We start from the raw sequence: 24706 nt of genomic DNA, 5'->3' as shown, positions 1-24706 counted from the left end.
TACGTACGCCCGGTCGAGGCGTCAGACGACCTGGTGCAGCCAGCGCACCGGTGCGCCCTCGCCCGCGTAGCGGAACGGCTCCAGCTCGTCGTCCCAGGGCTTGCCGAGGAGCCCCGCGACCTCGGCCTCCAGATCGCTCTCGCCGCCCTTGGAGCGGGCGAGGGCGGCGCGCAGCCGGTCCTCGGGGATCAGGATGTCGCCGTGGATGCCGGTGACGGCGTGGAAGATGCCGAGCTCGGGCGTGGCGCTGTAGCGCTCGCCCTCGGCCGTGGCGGAGGGCTCCGCGGTGACCTCGAAGCGCAGCAGCTGCCAGCCGCGCAGCGCGGAGGCCAGCTTGGAGGCGGTCCCGGCCGCGCCGCGCCAGGAGAACTCGGATCTCCACGTACCGGGCGCCGCGGGCTGCCTGATCCAGTCGAGGCTGACGCGGGCGCCGAGCACCCCGGCGACCGCCCACTCGACGTGCGGGCACAGCGCGCGCGGTGCGGAGTGCACGTACAGAACTCCACGTGTCGTCACCGGGACCTCCAGTGTGGGTGGGACACGCCGTTCCCGGCGGCCCCGAGCCCGTGCCGAGCGGTATTCCAGCTGTTCCTCGAATCCGAGGAAAGACAAGGAAAGACTGAAAACGGGACAGATGTGACGTGATGTAATTTAGCGGAACCGAAAAAAATCGGTTGCCACTGGGTGGCGAGGCTACCGTGATGTGAGGCAAGGATTGTGACGTACCGTCGGTCCGCATGCCGGGCAACACGGATGTTTCACTCGCTGGGAGGCCCGTTGCCCCCCGGCCGGGTGTCCGTCGGCCGTCGCCGGGACATCTCACCATGCGGTGGCACGCAACCTGAAGGGCCCGTACGACGTCCCGTTGGACGACTACGGGACAGAGGGGACGAGTATGCGGAACTCACGGCGCCGCTCCCGGGCCGCCGTCGCCGTCGCGGCGGCGGCTCTGACCGGCATCGCCACGCTCACCGCGTGTGACGCGTCGGGCGGTGACGACGCGGCGCCGAACGGCCCCTCCGCGCAGGACAGAGCGGGCCGCAAGGCCGTGCCCGTGTGGGACGAGAGCCCCCGCTCCCTGGCCGCCGTCGGCGACTCCATCACCCGTGGCTTCGACGCCTGCTCGGTGCTCTCCGACTGCCCCGAGGCGTCCTGGGCGACCGGCAGCGACGGCGAGGTGCGCAGCCTCGCGCAGCGGCTGCTCGGCAAGCAGCGCGCCGCCACGCACAGTTGGAACTACGCCAAGACCGGTGCCCGCATGGCCGATCTGCCCGGGCAGATGGAGCAGGCCGCCGCCCGGCGGCCCGAGCTCGTGACCGTGATGGCGGGGGCCAACGACGCCTGCCGGTCCTCCGTCGCGGAGATGACGCCGGTCGCCGAGTTCCGGGCGGACTTCGAGGACGCGATGGCGGCGCTGCGCGCCACCCGGCCCAAGGCGCAGGTGTACGTAGCGAGCGTGCCGGACCTCAAGCGGCTGTGGTCCGAGGGCCGCGAGAACCTGCTCGGCAAGCAGGTGTGGAAGCTCGGCATCTGCAAGTCGATGCTCCAGGACGCGGACGCGACGGACCGGGCCGCCACGCAGCGCAGGCAGTCCGTGCAGGAGCGGGTCGTCGCGTACAACACCGTGCTCAAGGAGGTCTGCGCGAAGGACCTGCGGTGCCGGTACGACGGCGGGGCGGTGTTCGGCTTCCGCTTCGGTGAGGACCACTTGAGCCACTGGGACTGGTTCCACCCCAGCAAGAGCGGCCAGGCACAGCTCGCCGAGATGGCCTACCGCAGCATCACCTCCCGCCGCCCCTGACCGGCCGGCGGAGCCCGGCTCCTAGGGGGTCACCGCCACCACCTCCACCTCGATCCGCGCCTCCGGCCGGAAGAGGCGTGCCACCTGGACCGTCGTGCTGGTGGGCGGCGTACCGGTGAGGTAGGAGCGGCGTACGGCCGCGTAGCCGGGCAGGTCGTCCATGTCGGTCAGGTACGTACGGATGTTGATGATGTCGTCGAGGGTGGCGCCGTACGCGGCGAGGAGGGCGGTGAGGGTCTCGAAGACGCCCCGGCTCTGCTCGGCTATGCCGTCGCCCTCGGCGATCTGGCCGGAGACGTGCAGGAGCGCGTGGCCGTCGGCGAGCGGGACGTGGGCGACCTGGGAGTAGGGGCCGAGGGGCTGGGGCGCGTCGGCGGGGTTGGCCAGGGTGGCGTGCACGGGTGTGGGCTCCGGTCTCAGTCGGTGCGGGCGGCGCGGCCCCGGATGCGGGACACGGTGTGGGAGATGTCCTGGTGGACGGTGTCGGGGTCGGCGGCCGCGGCCTCGAAGTGGGCCGCGACGGCCTCCGTGACGGGGAGGCGGACGGCCCGCGCGGCCAGCGCGGTGTCCTTCGCCGCGAGGTCCGCGCCGAAGTGCACGTCCTGGGCGAAGGCGCGGTTCGCGGCGCCGCCGAGCGGCCCGTCGGCGAGGGCGGTGCGGGCCGCGTCCTGGTCGATGCCGAGCGCGTCGGCGAGGGCGAGGACCTCGGCGACCAGGGCGACACCGCCGAGCAGCGCGGTGTTGACGACGAGCTTGAGCGCGGCGCCGGACCCGACGGGGCCGGTGCGGGTCACGGTCCCGAGCCGGGCGAGCACGTGCGCGACCCCGTCGGCGTCGCCGCCCGCGAGGATGCCGAGCTGCCCCGCCGCGGCCTTGTCCGTGCTGCCCGCGACGGGCGCGTCGACGAGCGTGACGCGGCCCGCGACCCGCTCCTCCAGCTCCTTGACGACGTCCGGCCCGACGGTCGACATCTCCACCCAGTACGCGCCCTCGCGGACCGCGGGAAGGATCGCGTCGGCGACGGACCGCACGGCGTCGGGGCCCGCGAGCATCGTGATCACGACGTCGGCGTCCCGCACGGCGTCGGCGGGCGAGGGCGCGCGGCGCGCGCCCTCGTCGACGAGCGGCTCCGCCTTCGCGGCGGTGCGGTTCCAGACGGTCAACGGGTGCCCGGCGGCGAGCAGTTGACGGGCCATGGGCGCGCCCATGTGGCCGAGGCCGAGGAAGGCGATGCGTTCCGGCTGCTGTGTGCGCTGCTTCATGAGGAAGACGCTAGGGCCGGGCACGCGATGCGACAAGCGAATGTCTAGCATGGCAGGCATGCAGACTGCGCATGGTGGAGCGGACGGGCCGGGCCCGGGCGCCGCCGATCTCTCCACCTCCTGGCTGCGGGCCTTCCTGGAGGTGGCCGGGGAGGGCTCGTTCACGGTGGCGGCGCGGCGGCTGTCCCTGACGCAGTCCGCCGTGTCCCGCCAGATCGCGTCCCTGGAGGCCGCGCTCGGCGGGACCCCGCTCTTCGACCGGCTGCCGCGCGGTGTGCGGCTCACCGCGCACGGCCGGGCCGTGCTGCCGCACGCGCGGGCCGTCACCGGCCAACTGTCGCGGCTGCGGCAGGAGTTGACGGACCTGGAGGGCGCCGCGCGGGGCCTGCTGCGGTTCGGGGCCTTCGCGACGGCGGACGTGGCCCTGGTGCCGCGCGCCATCGCCGCGTTCCGGGCCCGGCACCCCGGGGTGACCCTCACGCGCGAGGAGGGCTTCACCGGGCCGCTGCTGACCCGCCTCACGGACGGCGAGCTCGACCTGGCCGTGGTGTCGACGACGGGCGGCCCGCTCCCGGAGGGCGCGTACGAGCTGCACCACCTCCTGGACGAGCCGCTGTACGTGGCCCTGCCCGCCGCCCATCCCCTGGCGGGCGAGGCCTCCTTGGGGCTGGCCCGGCTCGCCGGGGAGGACTGGATCTCCGGCAGCGCCGAGCCCGCGGGGACGCTGCTCGACGCGGCCCTGCGGCACGGCTTCCGGCCGCGCGTCGCCCACGTCGTCGCCGAGTGGACCGCCAAGCAGGGGTACGTCGCCGCCGGGCTCGGCGTCACGCTGATCCCGGCGCTCGCGGCCCAGGGCGTACGGCAGGACGTCGCGCTCGTCCCCGTCCACGACGAGGGCACGCCCGCCCGCGCGGTGTACGCGGCGACGGCGCGGGGACGCTCACGCGCGCCCAGCGTGGATCCGTTCCTGGCCGCCCTGCGGGAGTCCGGGCGGCTGCTCACCGGCTGAGGGGCGTGCCGTGCGGCGGCGGTGGTGGTAGGCCGCCGTCACCACCATGAGCAGCGGGGCCCACAGCAGCAGCGGGGCGTAGCAGAGCACCAGGAACGCGTCCTGCGCGGGCGATCCCATGCTGCCGGGTCCGATGCCCGAGTCCATGCCGGTGCCCACGCGCCAGAAGGCGAAGGCCCAGATCACGGCGAGCGCCACGGAGCCGAGCGCGGCCGGGACCACGGCGGCCAGCGGGCGCACCGGGCGGCCGCCGAGCAGCGGCAGCCAGCGGGGCACGACCTCGCCCCACGGTCTGACCAGGCCGAGGGTCAGCAGGGCCAGGCCCTCCGAGACGGCGCTGAGCGCGAGGACGTACAGCGATTCGCCGGGCCCCGGCCGGTAGTCGGACACGGGCAGGCCCAGGACGAGGGCGACGCGCCACAGGCTGGACGGCAGGACGACCCAGGGCACGGCGTGCGCGGCGAGCGCGACCCGGCGGGGCACGCCGGGCAGGGAGGTGACTCTCAGCATGTGTTCCATGCTGGTGCGCGGCCCCGGCCGGGACATCGGCTCCCGCGGTGGTCCGCCTCCGCCGCGCGGGGGAGGCGGACCGGGCCTTGGGGTGGACATGCGCGGGCCGTGCGGCCGGTGCGACCCGCTGGGGCCTCATGAGTCGCCCGGGCCTCGCGGGCCGCTGGGGCTCACGGGCCGCGGGGGGCTCGCGGGCCGCTGGGCTGGCGGGCCGCGTCGCTCGCCAAAGATCCCGTACCCGTAGCGCTCGGCTCCCCCGCCCCGCGATACTGCGGCCACCTCACCTGCAACGGAAGGACTCTCGTGGCTTCGTCTCACATAGTCGGGCTCCGGCTCGGGGCCCTCGGCGCCGCGCTGTTGCTCGGGGCCTCGGCCGCACCCGCCCTGGCCGACTCCCCGGTCCCGCGCGGGGCCGCGCCCACTGTCGAGGAGCAGCGCCTGGAGCGCGCGGTGCCCCAGGAGATCCTGCGCCGCAGCGGCTTCGACGCCGTGGCGCCCGCCTTCGCACGGGACCTGGACCGCGCGCACTCCTACGGGCAGGCCGAGCGGATCGTCGTACGCCACGGGCAGGCGCTGTGGAAGCGCGCCGTGGACCGGGTGCAGGGCCGCGGTCCGGAGGGCGGGGACTTGAGCCGGGACGACGACCGGCCGCTGTACTGGGCGCGGCTCGGGATGACGCGGGAGCTGCGGGCGTGGGAGCCGCGGGGCCTCGAACTCGGCGCTGAGCAGCGCGCGCGGCTGCTGCGGAAGCTGGAGGCGTCGTCCCGGGGCCAGGACGCGGTGACGTACCCGCACGGGCACGGCAAGCGGATGAAGCGGGTGCTCCTGACCGGCTTCGACCCCTTCACGCTGGACCGGGACGTCCGGATCAGCAACCCGTCCGGCGCGACGGCGCTCGCCCTCGACGGCACGGTCGTACGGACGGCCGCGGGCCCCGTCCGGATCGAGACGGTCACGTTCCCGGTGCGCTGGACGGACTTCGCCGACGGTGCGGTGGAGCGGGCGCTGCGGCGGCAGCTGCCGCGCGTGGACCTGTTCACAACCGTCAGCCAGGGCCGGGTCGGCAAGTTCGACGTCGAGCGGACCAACGGCGCGTGGCGCGGCGGCTTCGGCGACAACGAGAACCTGTCGAGCACCGGCACCGTGCCGGTCTCCGACCCCGCCTCGCAGCCGCAGTGGACCACGACGACGCTGCCGTACAAGGACATCGTCGCGGCCTCCACCGGGCGCTTCCCCGTCTACGACAACACGGCCGTCACCGAGATCCCCGCGGGCGGCAGCACGCCCGTGAACCGGCCCGACGGGCCGACGCCCGGGTCGACCGCGCGCCAGGGCGGCGGCGGTGACTACCTGTCGAACGAGATCGCCTACCGCGCGACGCTGCTGCGCGACCGGCTCGGCCTGCACGACCGGCTGCCGGGCGGCCATGTGCACACGCCGGTGCTTCAGTTCGGGGCGGGGAACACCGACCCGGCGACCGGGGCGGTCACCGATCCCGAGTTCGTGCGCAACCGGACGGACATCGTCGAACAGACGCGGCGGATCGTGGTGGCCGCGGTGGAGGCCCGCGGCTAGGTGCCCTCGCGGGGGCGCCCCAGGCCCGCCCCTTCCCGAACCGGGGGCTGCCGCCCCCGTGCCCCCGCCTTTATCGGCGCTCCGCGCCTCGTCCTCAAACGCCGGACGGGCTGAAACTCTCCGGTGCGGGCCGCGGGCATGTAGCCCGTCCGGCGTTTGAGGACGAGCGCGCCGGCGCGATGGGCCACGACGGCGCCGCAGAAGAGACCCAGCCCGGGGCTACGCCGTGGTGGGGGTGCGGGGCGGGTCGGAGGCGGCGGCCCCGTCGTCCCCGACGGCGGCGTCATCGTCCTCGTCCAGGAGGTCGCGGGCCATCAGGGTCGCGCCCGCGACCGCGCCCGGCATCAGGAAGACGGCGACGAACGGGACCAGGAACGCCACCGCGAGGGGCGTGCCGAAGCCCCAGGCGAGGGTCTTGCGGGCGCGCAGCAGGGCGAGCCGCTCGCGGAGCTGCACGCCCCGGCGCTGGAGGGCGACCGCCGTCAGCTCCTCCGCCAGGAAGAAGCCGGTGACGAGGAAGCCGAGGACGGGGATCACCGTCTGGCCCACGACGGGGAGGAAGCCGAGCCCGAACAGCAGGACGCTCCACAGCAGGGCCCGCACCACGATCCGCAGGCTGTCGCGCGCGGAGATCCACAGGTCGCGCCAGAGCGGCAGGCCCGACTCGGGGGCGAAGCCCGCCACGGAGACGTCGACCTGCTCCGACAGGGACTCGTAGAACGGCTCCCCGATGAGGAGGGTCACGGCGGTGAAGCTCACCACGGACAGGAGCAGGGCGAGGGCGAAGAGCAGGGCGGTGAGGAAGCCGCGGAACGCGCCCTGCCACGGGTCGCCCCAGTCGTCGGCGAACGGCGTCGCCCAGGACACCAGGTCGGAGCCCCACAGCGCGAGCGCGACGAGCGCGGCCGCGTACAGCACGAGGGTGATGAGGCCCGGCAGCAGCCCCCAGCCGTACTGCTTGCGGTGCTGGGCGACCCAGCGCTGCCCCTTCACCAGATAGCCGAAGCCCTGACCTAGATCACGCATGCGGCACACCTTATCCGGTGGATGAAAACCCTCTTGTTGCGGCGGAGTTCACCCTGTAGACCTCCCCTACCTGATCTCTCAGGGTCTCTCAGGATCTTCCAAGGGAGGTACGGATGGGGACATCCCGGCCATCCAGACCGGTTCTGCTCACCGCCTCGGCCGCCGCGGGCACGCTGCTGTTCACCGTGCTCGCGCCGGGCGGTGCCAGCGCCGATCCCCGGCCCGCGCCGCGCCCGGTCGTCCGCGACGGGACGCCGCTCGACCCGCCCGACGAGGCGGCGCGGGCGCCCGAGTCCGCGGCCGCGCGGGCGCTCGACGGCGCCGACGTGCCGCTCGGCTCCGGCCGGATCCGCGGCTATCCCCGCGAGCGCAGGCTGGCCCCGGAGCCGCCGAACCCGGCCGACAAGTCCATCAAGCTGGGCCTGACCCCGTACCACGCCATCGCGCCCGAGCTGAACGAGATCCAGCGGATCGGCGACCGGGTCAGCGTGGAGATCGCCGGGCGTTCGGCGGGCGGCCACGAGCTGTACCTGGTGACGGTGACCGCGCCCGAGTCGGCGCGCGAGGCCGCCCGGCAGGAGCGGATGCGCCGCCTCATCAGCGAGGCGCCCGCCGCGGCCGCCAAGGACAAGGCGATCAAGTCCGCGTACAAGACGCCCGTCTTCGTCAACAACAACATCCACGGCAACGAGTGGGAGGGCACGGACGCGGCCCTCAAGCTGATCAGGAAGCTGGCCGGGGCGAAGGACGCGGGCACGCGCAGGCTCCTGACCCGCAACCGCCTGTACTTCAACGTCACCATGAACCCCGACGGCCGGATCGCGGGCACCCGGCAGAACGCGGGCGGCTTCGACCTGAACCGCGACTTCATCACCGCGTCGCAGCCCGAGGCGCGCGCGGTGCGGCGCATCGCCGTCACCAAGCAGCCCGCCGTGATGATCGACCTGCACGGCTACGTCAACGGCACGCTGATCGAGCCGACCACGCCGCCGCACGGCGAGAACTACGAGTACGACCTGTTCCTGAAGAACAGCTACGCCAACGCCCTCGGCATGGAGAAGGCCGTCAACGGCCTCGGCTACACCGAGGCGAAGGACGGCGTGTTGCCGGCGGTCATCCCCTTCCGGGACCAGAAGGAGGGCTGGGACGACTGGCCGCCCATCTTCACGCCGCAGTACATGCCCTTCCACGGCGCGGTCGCGGCGCACACCATCGAGTTCCCGCTCCAGGTCAACAACGAGGAGTACGACTCCCAGCCGGTCGCCGAGCTGCGCCGCCGCGCCGCCGTCAACGTGGACATCGCGGGCGCGGCCATGAAGGCGAGCATCGGCTTCGCCGACCGCAGGGGGCGGTCGCTGATCGCGGACCAGATCGAGGTGTTCCGGCGCGGCGCGGCGGGCGCGCGGCAGGTGCCGGTGTCGAAGGAGACGGTGCCCGGGGTTCCCGGCATCGGCCCGGAGGACGTCTACACGACGAGGTTCCCGCGCGCGTACGTGATTCCGGCGGGCGGCCGTGATCAGCGCTCGGCGGCGGCCGCGTCCCGGCTCGTGGACCACCTGCTCGCCAACGACGTGCGCGTGCGGCGCGCCACCGGGGACTTCCGGCTCGGCGGGCGCGCGTACGCGAAGGGCTCGTACGTCGTCGACATGCGCCAGCCCAAGCGGGGCCTGGCGAACGTGATCCTGGCCGACGGCCGTGACATCAGCGCCAAGGTGTCGACCATGTACGACATCTCGGGCTGGAGCCTCGGTCGGCTGTGGGGCGCGTCCGTGCGGTCGGTGGGCCAGGGCGATCCGGCGCGGGTGCCCGCCCGGCGCGTGCACGCCGCCACCCGGGTCGCGTACGTCGCCCCGCGCGGTGACCTGCGGCTGCGGCTCGACGACCCGCGCGAGGTCGCGGCCCTCAACTCGCTGCTCGGGGACGGGGTCGCGGTGCGCGACGCCGGGGACGGCGGCGCGATCGTGCCCGGGTCCGCGCGGCGGCTCGCCCGGGAGGCCGCCGCCGAGTACGACGTCGCCTTCCGCGCGACCCGGGCGCGCGGCGGCGAGGTGCTGCGGCGCACGCGGGTCGCGGCCGCGGTGACGCCGGGCGAGCTGTTCGCGCTGCGGGAGATGGGCTTCGACGTGGTGCCCGTGTCGACGAACGCCCTCAACGCCGGTTTCGACTGGGGCCGGACCGACGTGCTCTTCGCGTCGGCGGGCCTGGACCGCGCGAAGCTGAACGGCGAGGCGAAGGCCCGGCTCGACGCGTTCTTCGCGCGCGGGGGCGGCCTGGTGGGACGCGGGGCCGAGGGTGCCGCGCTGAACTCCGCGGCGGGGCTGCTGCCCGTCACCGCCGTCGAGGGCAACGGCGACGCCAACGGCGTGGTGCGCGTGCGCGACGCCCGCGGGGCGGCCGGGTTCAGCTTCGTCTACGCCCCGGTGTGGTTCACGGGGCTCGGGGACGGGGTGCGGGTCGAGGAGTCGTACGGCTCGGGGAAACCGCTGCTGTCCGGGCACTGGCGTGCGGCGGATGGCGGGCGGGGCGGGCCCTCGGACGCGGCCGGGCAGGCCGCCGTCGTCTCCGGGGCGGTCGGGGGCTCCCGGGTGACCCTGTTCGGCACGGAGCCCCTGTTCCGGGCCCACCCGAAGGGGCTGTACGCGCAGGTGGGGCGGGCGCTGCTGGCGGGGCGCTAGCCCTCGCGGGGCGCCCCAGGCCCGCCCCTTCCCGAACTGGGGCTCCGCCCCAGACCCCGCTCCTCAAACGCCGGAGGGGCTGGAAGATCCAGCCCCTCCGGCATCAACCGAGGCAGGTCACGCCAGCTTGAGCTCGACCTTGATGTTGCCGCGCGTCGCGTTCGAGTACGGGCACACCTGGTGGGCCTGCTCGACCAGGGACTTGGCGGTGGCCTCGTCCACGTTCGGGATGGAGGTCACCAGCTCGACCTCCAGGCCGAAGCCGCCGGACTCGGTCTGGCCTATGCCGACCTTGGCGGTGACCGTGGAGCCGGAGATGTCGGCCTTCTCGCGGCGGGCGACGACGCCGAGGGCGCCCTGGAAGCAGGCGCTGTAACCGGCGGCGAAGAGCTGCTCGGGGTTGGTGCCCGCGCCGCTGCCGCCCAGCTCCTTCGGCGGGTTCACGACGACGTCGAGCTTGCCGTCGTCGGAGGCGACCCGCCCGTCGCGGCCGTTCTCCGCGGTGGCCACGGCGGTGTACTTGACGTCGATGTTCTGGATGGACATGGGTGTCGAATCCTCCTGGTGTGTGCCGTTCCGCGCGCCCGCCGGCCCGGCGATTGGAATTACCTTACCGAGTGGCGGAAGTTCTCAGCCGTCGAGAGAGACGATCATCTTGCCGGTGTTCTCGCCGCGCAGCATGCCGAGGAAGGCGTCCACGCCGCTGTCGATGCCGTGCGCGAACGTCTCGGCGTACTTCAGCTCGCCGGAGCGGACCCAGGCGCCGACCTCGCGCACGAACTGCGGCTGGAGGCTCTCGTGGTCGCCCACGAGCATGCCCTGGAGCCGCAGGCGCTTGCCGATGATCATGGCCATGTTGCGCGGGCCCGGGGTCGGCTCGGTGTCGTTGTAGCCCGCGATCATGCCGCAGATGGTGGCGCGACCGCCCACGTTCATCCGGCTGATGGCGGCCTCCAGGTGCTCGCCGCCCACGTTGTCGAAGTAGACGTCGATGCCGTCGGGGGCCGCCTCTTTGAGCTGGTCGACGACCGGCTTCTCGTCCTTGTAGTTGAAGGCCGCATTGAAGCCGTACTCCTCGACCAGGAGCTTGACCTTGTCGTCCGAGCCCGCCGAGCCCACGACGCGCGAGGCGCCCTTGAGCCGGGCGATCTGGCCGACCTGGCTGCCGACCGCGCCCGCCGCGCCGGAGACGAAGACGGCGTCGCCCTCCTTGAAGGAGGCCACTTCGAGCAGGCCCGCGTACGCCGTCAGGCCCGGCATGCCGAGCACGCCCAGGTACGCGGAGAGCGGGGCCGCCTCCGGGTCCACCTTGGTCGCGTGCTGGGCGGGCACCGAGGCGTACTCCCGCCAGCCACCGAAGTGCAGCACGTGGTCGCCCACCGCGAAGCCGTCCGCGTTCGAGGCCACGACCACGCCGACCGCGCCGCCGTCCATGGACTGGTCGAGCTGGAAGGGCGGGATGTACGACTTCACGTCGTTCATGCGGCCGCGCATGTACGGGTCGACGGAGAAGTGCAGGTTCCGGACCAGGACGCGGCCTTCCGCCGGGGCCTCGACGGGGACCTCCCGCAGCGCGAAGTCCTCCGGGACCGGCCAGCCGTGCGGGCGCCGCACGAGGTGCCAGGCGCGGCCGGTGGCGGGGAGCTGCTCGGGGGTGACGGACATGGGGGCGTCCTCCTCAGACTTCCTCGGACGTCAGGCCCCGGGCGCCGTCGGGGTGCGAGGGCTTCGGGGCCTAATGCTTCAGGTTCTGAAATAAGCATGCGCTTCGATATTTTAGATTGTCAAGTAAATGGGTACGCTGTGAGACATGGTCACCAAGGACTCCCCCGCCCCCCGCATCGACCCGCTGACGCTCGAGGTCGTCGAGCTGATCGGCACGGTCGTGGCGCGCTATCACGAGGAGTACGAGGTGGCGGCGGGCAAGCACGCCCTGACCGGGGCACAGGCGCGCGTCCTCGGGCTGCTCTCCCTGGAGCCGATGCCGATGCGGCGCATCGCCCAGAAGCTGAAGTGCGAGCCGTCGAACGTGACCGGAATCGTCGACCGCCTGGAGGCCCGCGGCCTCGTCGAGCGGCGCCCCGACCCGACCGACCGCCGCGTGAAGCTGGCGGCGCCGACGGCGGAGGGGCTGCGGACCGCGCGGAGTCTGCGCGAGTCCCTCGACTTCGCGCGCGAGCCGCTGGCGCAGCTCTCCCGGGACGAGCGCGAGTCCCTTCGCGGGTTGCTGCGCCGGATGCTGGGCGAGGGCTAGCGCCCTCGCCTTCTCCCTTGTTCCTTTTCGTCCGCGGGCCGCCGGTGGCTTGTCGCGCAGTTCCCCGCGCCCCTTTCGGGGCGCTCCCCCGGCCGCCTAGGTGCACCACCACAGGAAGCGGTCGCACGATTCCGTCGGGGCCGGGGTCGGGCGCGGCTTGTTCGTCGGGGACCTGGACGTCGTGGGCTTGGGGGCCGGGGCCGTGGTGGGGGTGTTCGAGGTGGGCTCGGGGCGGGGGTCGGAGGCGGACGGACCGCGCGCCGACGAGGACGACTCGTCCGGGGCGCTCCCGTTCCGCGCCGCCTCCGCCGTCCCCTCCCGTTCCTTCTCCTGGGGGGTGCCCGTGGTCGCGTCCTGCGACGGGGACGCCGAGGACGACACCGGCTCGGCGGAGGTGTCCGCGCCGACCGCGTCCGCCGTGCCGTCGGGGTGTTCGGCGGTGTCGTGGCGCGGCTCGCCCTCGGCCGCGGACGCCTTCTCCGGGCGTTCGGAGCGCGACTCCGTGCCGAGTTCGGCGAAGCTCAGGCCGCCCGCGGCGAGCGCCAGGCCCGCGGTGGCCAGGAGCAGTCGGCGGCGCCTGCGGCGGTGCTGGGCGGCCCTGCGGGTGCGGCCGCCCCGGCGCCCCGGCTCCTGGGACCGTTCATCGCCTGCCCCGTGCTCCTCGCCCTCGTACTCCTCGCTCGTGCCGTCGGCCTCGTGCGGCTCGTACGTGTCGTGGGGCTCGTACGCGCGGCACGCCTCGGCGGGGGTTCCGCAGCCGGGGCAGGCGAAGGCGCCGTTGAGGTGCCGGTGGCACGCGTGGCAGTAGTCCGTGGGGCCCATGAGGCATGGAGGCTAGGTCCCGCGCGGGGCGCAAGGAAGCCGAAGCTGTGAAGGTTGTGTGCGGAACTGAACCATCCGGGAACGGTGTGCCCCCGGCGCGTCAGGGCCGCCCCAGTTCACCGCGCAGCCGCCGGGCCCGCAGGACCAGCTCCAGCTCGAAGCGGCGGTCCGGGTCGTCGATCTCGTCGCCCCACAGCTCCCGGATCTGCCGCAGGCGATAGCGCACGGTTTGCGGGTGCACACCAAGGCGGGCGGCGACTTCGGGGGCGCCGCCGCGGGTCTCCAGCCAGGCGAGCAGCGTCTGCGCGAGGCGGCGGCCGTGGGCGGGCCCGCAGTGTTCGAGGGGGGCGAGACAGCGCCGGGTGAGGTCCTCGATGAGCTCCTCGGGCTGGAGCAGGACCAGGGCCTCGGTGTGCTCGGTGCAGTGCAGCACCTCGCCCGCGGGCAGCAGTCCGCGCTGCATCAGGCCGATCGCCGCCTGCGCCCAGCGCAGCGACTTCGCGGCGTCGGCGAGCGGCACGGGCGGGCCGATGGCGCCCGACCAGCCGGTCATGGCGCGGCGCAGGAGTTCGGGGCGGCCCGCGGCGTCCGGGTCGGGCACGACCATGCGGGGCTGCTCGGCCTCCATGTCGAGCAGCACGCCCTCGCCGACGGCCGGGGCGACCGCCTCGCGCGCCGGGCGGAGCAGCACGCCGACGGCGACGCGCTCGGGCAGCGGCCAGCCGACCCGCGCGGCCCGCTCGTCGAGGCCGCCGTCGGCGCCGAGCACGGAGTTGGGCTGCGGCTCGGGGCGGCGCTCGGCGAGCAGGGACTCCATCAGCTTGCGTTGCAGCCGCAGCCGCTCCCCGGCCTGGCGGGCCGCGGCCTCGGCGTAGCCGCGCACCGACTGGTCGACCAGGCCGTCCAGGTACTCGAAGCCGGACTCGGCGAGCTCGTACATGGCCGGAGGCGGTATCTCGGTCTGCTGGCCGATCTCGGCGAGGCGGCGCCAGGCGAGCCGGACGCCGAGGCGGTAGATCGCCTGGAGCGAGTCGAGGCTGCGGCCTTCGAGGCCCTCGCCGCGGCCGAACTCCTGGAACACCTCGGGGTGGTAGCGCGGCCGGTCGGCGGCGGCCAGCTGCTGGACGAAGCCTTCGAGGGCGCGCCTGATGCCGACGAGCGCCATGGGCTCGCCGGAGTCGTCGAGGACGACGGGCAGGCCCGGATACTCGGCGCGGATCTCCCGCAGGATGTCCTGGGCGAGCACGGGCACCTCTTCGAGGGCCAGCGCGGCGAAGCGTCTGACCTGGAGGGGCGGTACATCGCGCCAGGCGGAGCGAGTCATGGTCGGGCGCTCGCTCTCGGAGACGTCGGGGGCGGCGGACACGGCCGGATCACTGGTCCCGCTGGTCGCGGTCGGGTGACTCGTAGTGCACGAGCGGCCGGTTGGGCTGGTCGGGCGTGGCGTTCAGGAGCGCGACGATGCCGAAGCCGGCGCCCACGGCGAGGGCCGCGGCGACGGCGGCGGTCAGTGCCGCGGCGAGCAGTCTGTGCATACGAGGGTCAGCCTCTCTGCTGGAGGTCGTACCCCACCCTGATCCCGAGCTGTCCGGTCACGCAGAGTCGATAACCGGCCCGTTGCCGGCCCCGTCCGGCAGGTGCCCAGTGTCGACAACCATTGACACTGCGTCAAGGGTCCGCCTAGCGTTCGCGGCTCATACGGGTCAGTAACACCGTGGTGACAGCGGCGCAGCGATTCGGGCAACTCATCGGCAACAGATCCGAAGCACCTGCGCAACTCATCGGTAATGCCTCACAGTTGAGCGGCCGACCAGTGTGTGACCGATTCGTGATCCACCGTTTTTGTGCTCCACAGCTCTGTGTTCGACCGTCCCCCTGTTCACCTCACGGCAGGAGCGCCGGATGACGCGCCGTACAGCCTCGCCCTTGTCCCTGGTCCTGCTCGGTCTCGGCGCCTTTCTGCTGGTCCTGGCCCCGATGCTGGCCTGGTACGTCGAGCCGCGGGCGAAACGCACGCCGATCGACGTAGACCAGATCACCGTCTTCGAAGGGACGGGCAGCTATTTCGATACCGAGAAGATCAAGACCGTGGAGGACCAGCACCTCACCATCACCCGGCAGGTGCGCGGCGACGTCGCCGACAGCGAGAAGTCGGGGCGGGCGATCTGGGACGTGTCCACGTCCGTCGACCCGGACAAGACGCTGCCCGCCGCCGACCCGCACGACTCGCTCCAGTGGTCCCTGGAGCGCTGGGTCACCGACCGCAGGACCAACAAGCCCGTGCACTGCTGCGGCGAGAAGCCGTACTTCGAGGGCGAGGCGTACCTGAAGTTCCCGTTCGACGTGCAGAAGCGCGCCTACCTGTGGTGGGACAGCACCCTCGGCGACACCGTCCCGCTGAGCTACCGGGGCACGAAGAAGATCCAGGGGTACGAGGGCTACCGCTTCACCGGCGAGGTGAAGGCCACGAAGGCAGGTACCCGGCAGGTGCCGGGGCGTCTGGTCGGGCTGCCGAAGCGCGGCCAGGTCATGGCCGAGGAGTGGTACGCGAACCACAAGATCGACCTGGTCGCCGACAAGCGCACCGGCCGGATCATCTACGCGGCCATCGGCCCGCGCAAGACGCTGCGCGCGCCCGGCGGCAAGACGGACCGCACGGTGCTCCTGGACAGCCGGCGCATCGCGTTCAACGAGAAGACGCAGCGGGCCCAGGTGAAGCTCGCCAAGGACGACAGCTCGCGCCTGAAGCTGGTCGGCGAGACCCTGCCGCTGCTCTGTGTGGTCCTGGGCGGGGCGCTCACGCTGTTCGGCGGCGCCCTGGTCCTGCGGGGCCGCAGCGCGGGTGCGAACGGGGCGGACGACCCCCGCGACCCGAACGGCCCGGATGGCTCGAACGGGCACGGTGGAAATCCGGATGCGGAAGGTCCACATTCCGATATCTCACGAAGCACCCTGCAATCCAGCACGAAGTGATGAGACGTCAGATCTAAGAAGGCCTGAAATTGTCACGCCGGTGAGTAGCCGCACCGTTCGGTGCGGCGAAAACTAACCACCCCACCCACACGCACCGGCCCGCACCACCCCCCGAGCCCCCCGCGCCCCGACCGACCTGCGGGATTCCGCCCCCACGCACCGTCCGGAACCCGCCGAGCACCGCCCGTCCGCCACCAGAGCCAGGAAGAGCGCCACCGCACTGCCGTCCGGTCCCCCCACAGTTCCGCACCCTGAGACGAGTTGGAGCACCCCATGCCCCAGCACGTGCCGCCGTCGCTGCGCCCCGCCGCCCAGCGGCCCGCGCGGCTCCTGCCGGCGCTTCCCCCGCAGCCGCGCCGGATCGCCTTCCTCGCCCGCCGCGATCTCGGCAACCCCGCGGCAGGCGGCTCCGAACTCCTCGTCGACCGCCTGGCCGACGGGCTGACCCGCGGGGGTCACCAGGTCACGCTGCTGTGCGGCGGACCCGCCGCGCACCGCGACTACCGCGTGGTGTCCGCGGGCGGCGACCTGGGCCACTACCTGCGCGCCCGCTCGACCTACCGCCGCCGGATCGGCGACAGCGACCTGCTGGTCGAGGTGTGCAACGGCATGCCGTACCTGGCGCCCCTGTGGCACCGCGGCCCCACCCTCTGTCTGGTCAACCACGTCCACACCGAGCTGTGGGCGATGCGCTTCCAGGGCCCCCTCGCCCCGGCCGCCCGGCTCGGGCGCAGGCTCGAACACTGGGCGCTCGCGGGCGCCCAGCGCGGCAACCTCCTGGTCGCCGTCTCGCCCTCGACGGCCACCGCCCTGCGCGACCTGGGCGTCGACCGCGACCGCATCCGCGTCGTGCACAACGGCGTGGAGGAGCCGGGGCCGCTGCACGAGCGCTCCGACGAACCGCTCTTCCTCGCCATGGGCCGCCTCGTCGAGTACAAGCGCGTCGATCTGCTCCTGCGCCTGTGGGAGCAGGTCCGCCCGGTCACGGGCGGGCGGCTCGTCATCGTCGGCGAGGGCCCCGAGCGGGCCCGCCTGGAGCGGATGGCGGGCCCGGACGTGCAGTTCACCGGGCACGTCTCCGAGGCCGAGAAGCACCGGCTGCTGTGTGCCGCCTGGCTGCTCCTGCACCCCTCCGCCGTCGAGGGCTGGGGCCTGGTCATCACCGAGGCCGCGGCGCGCGGCACGCCCGCGATCGGCTTCGACGTACCCGGTGTACGGGACTCCGTCGAGGACGGCGTGACCGGCCTGCTCGCGGGCGGCGAGAGCTCCTTCGCCGCCGCCTGGTGCACGCTGGCGCTCTCCACCGAGCGGCGCCGGGCGTTCGGCAAGGCCGCCGCCGAGCGCGCCGCGCAGTTCCGCTGGGCCAACACCGTGCGGCAGTTCGCCGCGGTGGCCGCCGAGGCCGTCGCCGCGCACGAGCCGCCACCCGCGCCACGTCCCGAGGGGTCCGGGTGAAGGATCCCTCGCTGCGCCGCTCCGCGACCCTGTTCCGGGCCTTCCTGCGGGAGCGGCAGGAACCGGAGCGCTGCTACGCGCTGCTCGCCCGGGACGCCGCCGACCAGGTCGAGCGGTACCTGCCCGTCAACGGCAAGGTGGTCGTGGACGTCGGCGGCGGCGCGGGCTACTTCACCGAGGAGTTCCGCAGACGCGGCGCGCAGGCGTTCCTCTTCGAGCCGGACCTGCGGGAGCTCGGCGCGCGGGACGCGAGCGGCGCCAAGCCGCCCGAGGGCGCGGTGGTCGCGGACGGCTATCTGCTGCCCGTGGCGACCGGCGCCGCCGACGTCACGTTCTCCTCCAACGTCCTGGAGCACGTCGCCGACCCGCAGACCTTCCTCAGCGAGCTGGTCCGGGTCACCCGGCCCGGCGGGCTGATCTACGTGGCGTTCACCAACTGGCTGTCCCCGTGGGGCGGCCACGAGTGGGCGCCCTGGCACTACCTGGGCGCCGAGCGCGCCCGCGCCCGCTACGAGCGGCGCACCGGCACGCCCGCCAAGCACACGCTCGGCGTCAATCTCTTCGCGCACCACATAGGACCCACGCTCAGACAGGTGCGGGCGCGCGACGACGTCACCGTCGTCTCCGCGCGCTCGCGCTACTGGCCGTTCCTCGCCGAGTCCGTGGCGAAGGTACCGGGCGTGCGTGAGTTCACGACCTGGAACCTTCTCCTCATCCTCAGGCGGTGTCCATGACCACAACGGTCCAGGCCCCTCCCCCGGCCGCGACGCGGCCGACGGCGCGCCGGCCCGAACCCGAGCACGGCCCGCGCCGGCGGCGCTGGCTCGCCGGGTTCTGGGCCGTCACGCTCGTGTGCTTCCTCGCGGTGAAGCCGGGGCGGATGACGTTCGACACCAAGCTGGGTGTCGCCGTCGATCCATGGCAGTTCCTGTCCGACCTCGGTCAGCTGTGGCACGACCGGGGCGGCTTCGGGGGCCTCCAGGACCAGTACATCGGGTACGCCTTCCCGATGTTGCCGTACTACGCGCTCACCGACCTGCTCCAGCTGCCGGTGTGGATCGCGGAGCGGCTGTGGTTCTCACTGATCGTGACGGCCGCGTTCTGGGGCGCGCTGCGGCTCGCCGAGCGGCTCGGCATCGGCAGCCGCGGCTCGCGGCTGCTCGGCGCGGCGGTGTACGCGCTGTGGCCGACGTTCACCGTGGTGATCGGCTCGACGTCGGCGGCGGCGCTGCCCGGCGCCTTCCTGCCGTGGGTGCTGCTTCCGCTCACCAACGACCGCGTGACCGCGCGGATCGCGGCGTTCCGGTCGGCTCTCGTCATTCCGTTCATGGGCGGCGTGAACGCGGCGTCGACGCTGGCCTCGCTCCTTCCCGTCGCGCTGTACCTGCTCTCGCGCCCCAACGGACCGCGCAAGCGCAAGCTCATCACCTGGTGGGTGCCGGGCGTCGTCCTGGCCACCGCCTGGTGGGTGGTGCCGCTGCTGCTGCTCGGCGTCTACGGCGAGAACTTCCTTCCGTACGTGGAGAACGCGGCCACCACGACCGGCACCATGTCGGCCACCGAGGCGCTGCGCGGCGCCGGGAACTGGGTGGCCTACCTGCACTTCGGCGACGCCTGGCTGCCCGCGGGCTGGACGGTGGCGACCTCCGTGGTCACCGTCGTGTGCTCGGCGCTCGCGGCCGGGCTCGGGCTCGCCGGGCTCGCCCGCCGCGACCTGCCGGAGCGGCGGTGGCTGACCCTGACGGTCCTCTCCACCGCCCTGGTCCTGCTCGCCGGGTACGGCGGCGCCTCCGGTGCGCTCTTCCACGGCACGGTGCAGGACTGGCTCAACGGCTGGCTGGTGCCGTTCCGCAACATCTACAAGTTCCAGACGGGCCTCGCGCTCGCCCTCGCCCTCGGCCTCGCGCACCTGGCGGGCGTGGTGAGCCCCGCGCGCGGCGCACGGGCCCTGCCCGGGCGGCGGTACGCGCCCCTGATCGCGGCCGTCCTGGTGCTTCCCGGTCTGCTGTGGCCGTATCTCAACGGCTCGATCCTGCAGCCCGGCTCGTTCAAGAAGCTGCCGAACCACTGGCAGGCCACGGCCGACTGGCTGGACAAGTACTCGCCGGACTCGCGCGCCCTGGTGGTGCCCGCGTCCGCGCACGGCATCTACACCTGGGGCTCCCCGATCGACCAGCCCCTCGACGTGCAGGCCGAGTCGCGCTGGGCCCAGCGCGACTACGTGCCCTTCGGCACGCCCGGCAACCGGCGCGCCATGGACGCCGTCGAGCAGGCCCTGATGACGGGCAGTCAGGTCCCGGGCCTGAAGGACTACTTGACGCGGGCGGGCCTGTACTACGTGGTCGTGCGCAACGACCTCGACCCGGACCAGATCGGGCACGTCCCGACGGCGACCGTCAAGCGCACCCTGGAGCAGTCCGGCTACACGCGGGTGACCGGCTTCGGCCCCACCCAGACCGGCGGGCGGATCGCGAACGACACACCCGTGCAGGTCGAGGGCCTGTACCCGCGCCAGCGCGCGGTGGAGATCTACACGCCGGGCAAGGACACCCCGCGGCCCGGCCAGGCGGGCCTGAAGCCGGTGTCCAACACGGCCGTCGTCAGCGGCGGGCCCGAGGCGCTGCTCCCGCTGTCCGCCGACCCCCAGCTGCGCGACCGCCCCGTGGTCCTGACCGGGGACAACCACCCCGGCCTCGGGTCCGCGCCCGGGCTCCAGGCGGTCGGTGACGGCCTGCGGCGCGCGGACACGCGGTTCGGCCTGGTCAACACCAACACCTCGTACACGTACACCCGCGACGAGAAGAACGCGCCGGACGCGCTCCAGGATCCCGGCAAGAAGCCGCACCAGATCCTGCCGACCAAGGGGATCGAGCACCAGACGACGGCGGAGCTGCGCGGTGCGAAGTCGGTGACGGCCTCCTCCTACGGCAACTGGCTCTTCCACCTGCCGCAGTACGACCCCGTGAACGCCTTCGACGGCAACCCCGACACGGCCTGGACGGAAGGCAACCCGGGCAGCCCCGACGGCGAGTGGATCAAGGCGGAGTTCCGGAAGAAGACCGCCGTCCCGGCCTCGTTCAAGGTGACGCCGCTGCCCCAGGACGGGGTGCGGGCGGCCCCGACGCGGGTGCGGGTCGAGACCGAGAAGGGCGAGAAGGAGTCGTTCCTCAAGGCGAACGGCACGACGCAGCGCGTCGCCGCCGTGCCGGGCGACACCGACTGGATCAAGATCACCATCCTGGACTCCCAGGTGGCCACGGAGGGCCTGACCGGCGCCGGGTTCGCGGAGATCAGCATCCCCGGCGTCCAGGTGACCAAGCTGCTGCGGATGCCGAACGACGTGAAGGGCACGGAGGGTGCCGACGCCGACGCGACGACGTACTCCATGCACCGCTCGGCCGACCTCAGCGGTCTGTCGCCCGTGACCTCCGAGGCGGGTCTGCACCGCCGGTTCACGACCGAGGGGCAGGACACGTACGACGTGCGGATGAGCGCCGTCGCGGTGCCCGGGTCCAAGCTCGACGAGCTGCTCTACGACGTGGCTCCCGACCAGCGCCAGCAGATCCGCGCCAGCGCCGACTCCACGTCCGGCCTGGGCACGGGCCTGTCCGCGCGCAATCTGACGGACGGCGACCTGACCACCGCGTGGATCGCGGGGGACACCCCGGTGATCCATCTGCGCTGGCCGGGCAAGGTGCCCGTCGGCGAGATCGTGCTGCCCCCGGCGGGCGGTCTGTCGACGCGGGCCCAGAAGATCGAGATCAGCTCGCCGGACGGCGCGGCCGTCGCCGGGGTCGACGAGAACGGCATGGCGCGCTTCACGCCGATCACCACCGACCGGCTCGACATCACCATCACCGAGACCGCGCCGCTGACCCTGCACAACCCGGTCGCGGACGAGAAGCTCCAGCTGCCCGTGGGCCTGACCGAGGCGTACGTCCCGGCGCTCGACCAGTACCGCACCAAGCAGCCGCGGGCCGGGCGCACCTTCGAACTCGCCTGCGGCCAGGGCCCCGAGGTGGCCGTCGACGGCAAGCTGTACCCGACCTCCGTGAAGGGCACCGTGCGCGACCTCGTGCAGCGGCGGCCCGTCGAGGTCACGCTGTGCGAGCGCGGTGAACGGAAGCCCAAGCCCCGGCCCGAGGTGAACCTGGGCGCGGGCGAGCACACCGTGGAGGCCGGTGACGCGGGACCGCTCAAGGTCACCGACGTGACGCTGACGCGCGGCACGCCCGGCGACCTCGACACGACCGCGCGCGACCTGCGCGTCAAGGACTGGCTCGGCGACCGGCGCGAGCTCGCCGTCGGGGACGGCGCGGCCGCGTACCTCACCACGTACGAGAACGTCAACGACGGCTGGAAGGCCACCCTGAACGGCGAGGAGCTGCGCGAGGTGCGGCTCGACGGCTGGCAGCAGGGCTGGCTGATCCCGGCCGGCGAGGGCGGCACCGTCAAGCTCAGCTACGAGCCGTCGACGGCGTACGAGGCCGGGCTCATCGGCGGTGGCGTCGGCGTCCTCGCGCTCGTGGTGCTCGTGTTCGTGCGCCGCAGGGACGCCAACCCGGACGGCCCCGACGTGGCGCCGCCCGCGCCCGGCGTGGTCCTCGGCACGGTGGCCCTGACCCTGGTGGCCGTGGTCGTCGCGGGCTGGTTCGCGCTGCTCGTGCCCGCCCTCGCGGTGCTCGCGTGGCGGCGGCACCAGCTGCTCGCGCCGCTGGCCTTCGTCGCGCTCGCCGGGGCGGGGATCGCCGCCGCCGTCGGTGCCGGGGAGACGGTCGCCGCGGACGAGGGCGCCTTCGGGCACGCGGCCCAGATCATGGCGTTCATCGGCCTGTTCGCGGCCCTGGTGGCGGTGCGGGAGGCCGCCCCCGCGGGGGCTGTGGGTCCGGGCGGAACACCCGTGCCCGGGCAGGCCGCGCCGCCCGCGGGGCCGCCGCGGTCACCTGCGGCGGCGCCGGGCGCCGGACCCGCGGGCGCCGGTGCCGGGGCTTCCCCGGGCGGTGACCCGCTAGCGAAGCCCGCCCCGGCGCCGGGCGATGACCCGCTCGCGAAGCAGGCACCGGCGCCGGGCCCCGGCCCGGCCGCGCGGCCCGCCGGGCCGTCGGACAGCGACCCGTCCGCGACGACGCTGCCGCTCGGCCCCGACCGCGGGCCGGGGGCGCCGCCGCTGCCGCACCGCGAGCGGACGTCCGGCGACGGCACGGAGCAGGGAGAGGACCACCAGGCATGACCGCGCTGGAACAACCGGCACGGCGCGCGGACGGCCCCGGCCGTCCGCGGCGCCGGGTGCCGTTCCCCGTCGTCGACGAGGTCGCCCGGCACTGCCTCCAGGAGGAGGAGCCGGAGACCGTCCACATCGAGGTGCACCTGCCGGGCACCCCGGACCCGGACCGGCTGCGGACGGCCTTCACCGAGGCGCTGCGCCGCCATCCGCGCATCCTCATGCGGGAGGCGCGCGGCGCCTGGTACCGGCGCCGCTACGAGTGGGAGCTGACCGAAGGACCCGACGTGGAGGTCGTCACCTTCCCCGAGGCGCGGACGGACGGCCTGCGGCGGGCCCGGGAGCGGGCGCTGTGCGACGCGCCGCCGCTGACCGCGTCCCCGCCGGTGCGCCTGGAGGTCGTCGCCGCACCGGAGTCCGGCGGCAGCGTGCTGTTCCTCACCATCAACCACACCGCCCTGGACGGCCCCGCCTGTCTGCGCGTCCTCGCCACGGCCGCCGAGCTGTACGGGGGCCGGGACAACGCGCCCGCCGCGCCCCCGACGCGCACGCCCGCGACCGCCCCGGCGGCCGACGCGCCGGAGCTGCCCTCGCCGTGGACCCCGCCCGCCCGGGTCGCCCACGGCGCGCCCGAGCCCTCGCCGGGCAACGGCATGCTGGTCGCGGAGCTGCCGGTGCCGCGCCGCCCCAAGGGCTCGCCGTTCACCGTCAACGACCAGCTGATGATCGCGACCGCCCTGATGATCGCCCACTGGAACCGCGAACACGGGGCGAAGCCCAGGCCGTTGCGCATCACCATGCCGGTGGACGACCGCCCGCGCGACATGTCGATGCCCATCGGCAACGGCACCCGGCTCGTCGAAGTCCCCTTCGGCGCCGACGAGCTGACCCCGCTCCTCGACGCCGAGCCGCGCCCCGAGGACGTCCGTACGCTCCTGCGCCGCACCTCCGACCGCACCCGGGCCCTCAAGGCCCTGTCCCGGCCGCAGCTCGGCCACGGGGCGACGCTGCTCACCGCGCCGGTCCTGCCGGTCGGGGTGCGGGCGGCCGTCACCCGGGGGCTGCGCAGGGCCGCCGCGCCGTGGACGTCGACGACGCTGCTCAGCAACATCGGCCGGATCCCGTACGCGCTCGACTTCGGGGACGCCGGGGCGGCCCACGCGGTGTGGTTCTCGGCGCCCGCCCGCATGCCGCGCGGCCTGACCGTGACCACCGCGTCCACCGCGGGCCGGCTGCACCTGGCCCTGCGCTGGTCCCGGACGCTGCTCGGCCACGGCGACGGCGCCCATCTGCGCGGCCTCTTCGAGCACTACCTCCACGTCACCGAGGAGGAGCCCGCCCCATGACGACGACCGGCACGACAGGGGCCGCGGCGCGGTCCGCGCCGAAACGCCCGCACGGCCTGCGGGACTTCTACGAGAACCCGGCCGTCCCCGTCGCCTCCGGTGACGCCCGCAGCCTGCGGCAGGCACGGATGCTCGCCGCCGCGCTCGGCCCCGCCACCCGCGGCGCCCGCGTGGTCCTCGACGTGGGCTGCGGCGACGGCTCCGCGGCCCGGGTCGCGGCGCCGCTGCTCGCCGGGCACCGCGTCATCGGCGTCGACTGGTCCCAGGACGCGCTGCGCCGCGCCGGCGGGCACCTGCCGTACGTCGTGCGCGGCGAACTCACCGACGGCGGGCTCCCGTTCGCGTCCGGCACCGTCGACGCGGTGCTCTTCAGCGAGGTCGTCGAGCACCTCGTCGACCCCGACTCGGCCCTGGACGAGCTGCGCCGCGTGCTGCGCCCCGGCGGCCACCTCATGCTGTCCACGCCGAACCTCGCCGCCTGGTACAACCGCGGCCTGCTGCTCGCCGGGGTGCAGCCGGTGTTCTCCGAGGTGAGCCTGCGCGCCATCCACGGCCGCCCCGGGCGCGAGGTCGTCGGGCACCTGCGCCTTTACACCGCCCGCGCGCTGCGGGAGTTCGTGGCGGCCTCCGGCTTCGACGTGGTCCGGCTCGCGGGCGCGCCCTTCCACGGCGTGCCCCGGCCGCTGCGGGCCCTGGACCGGCTCGCCTGCGCCGTGCCGGGCGCCGCCTCGATCCTGCTGCTGCACGCCCGGAAGGCCTGAGCCCATGTGGGTGGGT

At 74.0% G+C, this 24706-nt stretch carries 21 protein-coding genes; 11 read left to right on the top strand and 10 right to left on the bottom strand.

The genetic code is table 11. The features are described from left to right. Positions 1–21: 21 nt before the first annotated feature. Entirely contained in the window at positions 22–516 is a 495-nt protein-coding gene (locus tag AC5WAM_RS28805) for a DUF3145 domain-containing protein (RefSeq protein WP_138959528.1), read from the bottom strand. 379 nt (positions 517–895) lie between these two features. Here AC5WAM_RS28805 and AC5WAM_RS28800 point away from each other — a divergent pair, with 379 nt between their 5' ends. Continuing rightward, on the top strand, positions 896–1801 hold the full coding sequence (locus AC5WAM_RS28800) for an SGNH/GDSL hydrolase family protein (RefSeq protein WP_495519317.1): 906 nt from the start codon (positions 896–898) through the stop codon (positions 1799–1801). A 21-nt stretch (positions 1802–1822) separates the two neighbouring features. On the opposite strand, the gene AC5WAM_RS28795 is transcribed toward AC5WAM_RS28800, so the two are convergent. Next, a complete protein-coding gene (locus AC5WAM_RS28795) occupies positions 1823–2200 on the bottom strand; it encodes a RidA family protein (RefSeq protein ID WP_366793991.1) in 378 nt (125 codons plus the stop codon). Positions 2201–2217: 17 nt separating this feature from the next. Further along, positions 2218–3063 carry an NAD(P)-dependent oxidoreductase gene (locus tag AC5WAM_RS28790; RefSeq protein WP_495519316.1) on the bottom strand — a complete coding sequence of 282 codons (846 nt, stop codon included), beginning with the start codon at positions 3061–3063 and terminating at the stop codon, positions 2218–2220. A gap of 49 nt (positions 3064–3112) precedes the next feature. On the opposite strand from AC5WAM_RS28790, the gene AC5WAM_RS28785 reads away from it, so the two are divergent. Next, positions 3113–4072 (top strand): LysR family transcriptional regulator, encoded by a 960-nt coding sequence (locus AC5WAM_RS28785; RefSeq protein ID WP_495519315.1) that lies wholly within the window; start codon positions 3113–3115, stop codon positions 4070–4072. On the opposite strand, the gene AC5WAM_RS28780 is transcribed toward AC5WAM_RS28785, so the two are convergent. Beyond that, positions 4004–4582, bottom strand: a complete 579-nt coding sequence (locus tag AC5WAM_RS28780; protein WP_495519314.1) for a hypothetical protein — start codon at positions 4580–4582, stop codon at positions 4004–4006. The genes AC5WAM_RS28785 and AC5WAM_RS28780 overlap by 69 nt on opposite strands. A gap of 303 nt (positions 4583–4885) precedes the next feature. Here AC5WAM_RS28780 and AC5WAM_RS28775 point away from each other — a divergent pair, with 303 nt between their 5' ends. Then, the gene (locus AC5WAM_RS28775) at positions 4886–6157 is read left to right on the top strand and encodes a pyroglutamyl-peptidase I (protein WP_495519313.1); all 1272 of its coding nucleotides are present in this window, start codon (positions 4886–4888) and stop codon (positions 6155–6157) included. Positions 6158–6376: 219 nt separating this feature from the next. On the opposite strand, the gene AC5WAM_RS28770 is transcribed toward AC5WAM_RS28775, so the two are convergent. Then, positions 6377–7183 carry an EI24 domain-containing protein gene (locus tag AC5WAM_RS28770; protein ID WP_366793987.1) on the bottom strand — a complete coding sequence of 269 codons (807 nt, stop codon included), beginning with the start codon at positions 7181–7183 and terminating at the stop codon, positions 6377–6379. Positions 7184–7296: 113 nt separating this feature from the next. Between AC5WAM_RS28770 and AC5WAM_RS28765 the strand changes: the two genes are divergently transcribed. Further along, complete coding sequence (locus AC5WAM_RS28765; RefSeq protein ID WP_495519312.1) at positions 7297–9858, top strand: M14 family zinc carboxypeptidase; 2562 nt, start codon at positions 7297–7299, stop codon at positions 9856–9858. Between the two features lie 117 nt (positions 9859–9975). Here the strand turns inward: AC5WAM_RS28765 and AC5WAM_RS28760 are convergent, their stop codons facing one another. Both AC5WAM_RS28760 and AC5WAM_RS28755 read right to left on the bottom strand, forming a co-directional pair. Continuing rightward, a complete protein-coding gene (locus tag AC5WAM_RS28760) occupies positions 9976–10404 on the bottom strand; it encodes an organic hydroperoxide resistance protein (protein WP_138959536.1) in 429 nt (142 codons plus the stop codon). A gap of 84 nt (positions 10405–10488) precedes the next feature. After that, positions 10489–11523 carry an NADP-dependent oxidoreductase gene (locus tag AC5WAM_RS28755; protein ID WP_495519311.1) on the bottom strand — a complete coding sequence of 345 codons (1035 nt, stop codon included), beginning with the start codon at positions 11521–11523 and terminating at the stop codon, positions 10489–10491. Between the two features lie 145 nt (positions 11524–11668). Here AC5WAM_RS28755 and AC5WAM_RS28750 point away from each other — a divergent pair, with 145 nt between their 5' ends. After that, entirely contained in the window at positions 11669–12112 is a 444-nt protein-coding gene (locus tag AC5WAM_RS28750) for a MarR family winged helix-turn-helix transcriptional regulator (protein ID WP_495519310.1), read from the top strand. 96 nt (positions 12113–12208) lie between these two features. Here the strand turns inward: AC5WAM_RS28750 and AC5WAM_RS28745 are convergent, their stop codons facing one another. The 3 genes from AC5WAM_RS28745 to AC5WAM_RS28735 all read right to left on the bottom strand — a co-directional run bounded on the left by AC5WAM_RS28745 (position 12209) and on the right by AC5WAM_RS28735 (position 14469). Next, positions 12209–12934, bottom strand: a complete 726-nt coding sequence (locus AC5WAM_RS28745; RefSeq protein WP_495519309.1) for an SCO2400 family protein — start codon at positions 12932–12934, stop codon at positions 12209–12211. A 100-nt stretch (positions 12935–13034) separates the two neighbouring features. Then, positions 13035–14258, bottom strand: coding sequence for a PucR-like N-terminal domain-containing protein (locus AC5WAM_RS28740; RefSeq protein ID WP_366794020.1), 1224 nt, complete (start codon positions 14256–14258; stop codon positions 13035–13037). Positions 14259–14307: 49 nt separating this feature from the next. Then, positions 14308–14469, bottom strand: coding sequence for a hypothetical protein (locus tag AC5WAM_RS28735; RefSeq protein ID WP_171075729.1), 162 nt, complete (start codon positions 14467–14469; stop codon positions 14308–14310). A gap of 367 nt (positions 14470–14836) precedes the next feature. Between AC5WAM_RS28735 and pgfA the strand changes: the two genes are divergently transcribed. The 6 genes from pgfA (at position 14837) to AC5WAM_RS28705 (ending at position 24690) form a co-directional block, all read left to right on the top strand. Continuing rightward, positions 14837–15907, top strand: coding sequence for a cell envelope lipid trafficking protein PgfA (gene pgfA, locus AC5WAM_RS28730; protein WP_366793981.1), 1071 nt, complete (start codon positions 14837–14839; stop codon positions 15905–15907). A 273-nt stretch (positions 15908–16180) separates the two neighbouring features. Continuing rightward, positions 16181–17362 carry a glycosyltransferase family 4 protein gene (locus tag AC5WAM_RS28725; RefSeq protein WP_495519308.1) on the top strand — a complete coding sequence of 394 codons (1182 nt, stop codon included), beginning with the start codon at positions 16181–16183 and terminating at the stop codon, positions 17360–17362. Further along, complete coding sequence (locus tag AC5WAM_RS28720) at positions 17359–18096, top strand: class I SAM-dependent methyltransferase (protein WP_138959543.1); 738 nt, start codon at positions 17359–17361, stop codon at positions 18094–18096. Before AC5WAM_RS28725 ends, AC5WAM_RS28720 begins: the two co-directional genes overlap by 4 nt. Continuing rightward, the gene (locus tag AC5WAM_RS28715) at positions 18093–22592 is read left to right on the top strand and encodes an alpha-(1->3)-arabinofuranosyltransferase domain-containing protein (protein WP_495519307.1); all 4500 of its coding nucleotides are present in this window, start codon (positions 18093–18095) and stop codon (positions 22590–22592) included. Before AC5WAM_RS28720 ends, AC5WAM_RS28715 begins: the two co-directional genes overlap by 4 nt. Beyond that, positions 22589–23929, top strand: a complete 1341-nt coding sequence (locus tag AC5WAM_RS28710; protein ID WP_495519306.1) for a condensation protein — start codon at positions 22589–22591, stop codon at positions 23927–23929. Before AC5WAM_RS28715 ends, AC5WAM_RS28710 begins: the two co-directional genes overlap by 4 nt. Next, positions 23926–24690, top strand: coding sequence for a class I SAM-dependent methyltransferase (locus tag AC5WAM_RS28705; RefSeq protein WP_366793977.1), 765 nt, complete (start codon positions 23926–23928; stop codon positions 24688–24690). The genes AC5WAM_RS28710 and AC5WAM_RS28705 overlap by 4 nt, the downstream gene beginning before the upstream one ends. The last annotated feature ends 16 nt before the right edge of the window (positions 24691–24706 follow it).

It is taken from the genome of Streptomyces sp. JLYT201 (assembly GCF_059448825.1).
Note: the sequence above shows the minus strand (reverse complement) of the source record. Positions and strands in the feature narration are given on the sequence as shown.

What these genes read in the sequence shown, in the direction of transcription:
- AC5WAM_RS28800 (WP_495519317.1), top strand. Translation starts at nt 896, where the DNA reads ATGCGGAACTCACGGCGCCGCTCCCGGGCCGCCGTCGCCGTCGCGGCG.
- AC5WAM_RS28790 (WP_495519316.1), bottom strand. Translation starts at nt 3,063, where the DNA reads ATGAAGCAGCGCACACAGCAGCCGGAACGCATCGCCTTCCTCGGCCTC.
- AC5WAM_RS28785 (WP_495519315.1), top strand. Translation starts at nt 3,113, where the DNA reads ATGGCAGGCATGCAGACTGCGCATGGTGGAGCGGACGGGCCGGGCCCG.
- AC5WAM_RS28780 (WP_495519314.1), bottom strand. Translation starts at nt 4,582, where the DNA reads ATGCTGAGAGTCACCTCCCTGCCCGGCGTGCCCCGCCGGGTCGCGCTC.
- AC5WAM_RS28770 (WP_366793987.1), bottom strand. Translation starts at nt 7,183, where the DNA reads ATGCGTGATCTAGGTCAGGGCTTCGGCTATCTGGTGAAGGGGCAGCGC.
- AC5WAM_RS28765 (WP_495519312.1), top strand. Translation starts at nt 7,297, where the DNA reads ATGGGGACATCCCGGCCATCCAGACCGGTTCTGCTCACCGCCTCGGCC.
- AC5WAM_RS28760 (WP_138959536.1), bottom strand. Translation starts at nt 10,404, where the DNA reads ATGTCCATCCAGAACATCGACGTCAAGTACACCGCCGTGGCCACCGCG.
- AC5WAM_RS28755 (WP_495519311.1), bottom strand. Translation starts at nt 11,523, where the DNA reads ATGTCCGTCACCCCCGAGCAGCTCCCCGCCACCGGCCGCGCCTGGCAC.
- AC5WAM_RS28750 (WP_495519310.1), top strand. Translation starts at nt 11,669, where the DNA reads ATGGTCACCAAGGACTCCCCCGCCCCCCGCATCGACCCGCTGACGCTC.
- AC5WAM_RS28745 (WP_495519309.1), bottom strand. Translation starts at nt 12,934, where the DNA reads ATGGGCCCCACGGACTACTGCCACGCGTGCCACCGGCACCTCAACGGC.
- AC5WAM_RS28740 (WP_366794020.1), bottom strand. Translation starts at nt 14,258, where the DNA reads ATGACTCGCTCCGCCTGGCGCGATGTACCGCCCCTCCAGGTCAGACGC.
- AC5WAM_RS28735 (WP_171075729.1), bottom strand. Translation starts at nt 14,469, where the DNA reads ATGCACAGACTGCTCGCCGCGGCACTGACCGCCGCCGTCGCCGCGGCC.
- pgfA (WP_366793981.1), top strand. Translation starts at nt 14,837, where the DNA reads ATGACGCGCCGTACAGCCTCGCCCTTGTCCCTGGTCCTGCTCGGTCTC.
- AC5WAM_RS28725 (WP_495519308.1), top strand. Translation starts at nt 16,181, where the DNA reads ATGCCCCAGCACGTGCCGCCGTCGCTGCGCCCCGCCGCCCAGCGGCCC.
- AC5WAM_RS28715 (WP_495519307.1), top strand. Translation starts at nt 18,093, where the DNA reads ATGACCACAACGGTCCAGGCCCCTCCCCCGGCCGCGACGCGGCCGACG.
- AC5WAM_RS28710 (WP_495519306.1), top strand. Translation starts at nt 22,589, where the DNA reads ATGACCGCGCTGGAACAACCGGCACGGCGCGCGGACGGCCCCGGCCGT.
- AC5WAM_RS28705 (WP_366793977.1), top strand. Translation starts at nt 23,926, where the DNA reads ATGACGACGACCGGCACGACAGGGGCCGCGGCGCGGTCCGCGCCGAAA.